Source organism: Kitasatospora sp. NPDC091257 (assembly GCF_044757675.1).
In the GTDB taxonomy this organism is placed as follows: domain Bacteria; phylum Actinomycetota; class Actinomycetes; order Streptomycetales; family Streptomycetaceae; genus Kitasatospora; species Kitasatospora lactacystinica.
The window spans coordinates 1-1,046 of sequence record NZ_JBIVVI010001894.1; the positions used below are offsets into that span (position 1 = coordinate 1).

Annotated in this window: 1 protein-coding gene; it reads left to right on the forward strand. The window is 71.8% G+C overall.

Going from position 1 to position 1,046, the window contains the following annotated elements; translation table 11 throughout:
- Nucleotides 1-131 precede the first annotated feature (131 nt).
- Nucleotides 132-620, forward strand: coding sequence for a hypothetical protein (locus tag ACIQOV_RS42720; protein WP_401056689.1), 489 nt, complete (start codon nt 132-134; stop codon nt 618-620).
- The last annotated feature ends 426 nt before the right edge of the window (nt 621-1,046 follow it).

Consider the following 1,046-nt stretch of genomic DNA (forward strand, 5'->3'; position numbering starts at 1 on the left):
CCCAAGGGGGAGGTCTGGGCCGCCACCGACAGCGGGCACTGGCGGCCGCCGTCGCCGTCGCCGGCCTGATCCGGCTTGGCGAACCCGTCCTCGACGACCTGCTCTGACCCGTCTCTCCCGAAGGAGTCCCGATGCGCGAGCCCCATACCCTGACCAGGGCCTGCCCGCACCGCTGGTGTCGGCCCCTGCACCGCGTCCTCACCGCCGAAGGCATCGTCCTCGTCTTGGCGATCTCCATCCACCAACTGGCCTATCTGGCCTACCTGCTGGTGCTTCTCGTCCTCGTGTTCTCCGTTGTTTCCCTCGTCGCCCGGCGCACCGTCGGCGACATGGCGATGGACGACGTCAAGAAGGTCGACCCGATCGATGTGCGTACCGGCTGGGCGAACCTCGCCGTCAGCCTCGACCTGGCCTTCGCAACGGTCGGCCCGCTCGGGATCGCTGGCGTCCTCCAGGCAGAGCACAACACGATGATCACCGCCGCGGTCGGACAAGGTCCCGCCATGACCGTCATCGGCATGGTCGTCGGTTGCGCACCCGCCGTTCTCTGTTTGGCCGTGCACTACCTCGCCACGCGGCCCCGCCGCCGCAAGCGTGCCCTTGCGCCCGCCACCGACTAGCCACCCGCTGCCCGGCGGAGCCGTTCTGGTCGGGTCTGGTCGGGCAGCATCCAGGAAGCCCCCATGAACGGGCAGCCTCGCCCCGCGTCCCGTGCCCCGTGCGGCAGGTGGTCGCGGGGCCCGCACCGCTTCCTGGAGGGGGCAGGCCCGCGCCGAGTACCCGCGTGCTGCCGTCCTGCGGGGCGGTCGTCGGCACCACGAACACAACGTGCGCCGGGCAGCCGCACCAGCCCTGTGTCCCGTGCCCGGCCGGCCACCTGCGCACCCCGGCCCCGTGCGTGCCTGTTGCGGCCCGGGGTTGACCGGCGGTCTTCCACTCCTACGGTGTGTCCTGTCCCGTCCGGTCGCTGTCGAGCGCTGTGCGCTCCAGCGGAGGTACCCCCGCCGCTCCTGCCCCTGTCCTGCGGGGAGGCGAGGTTGTGGGTG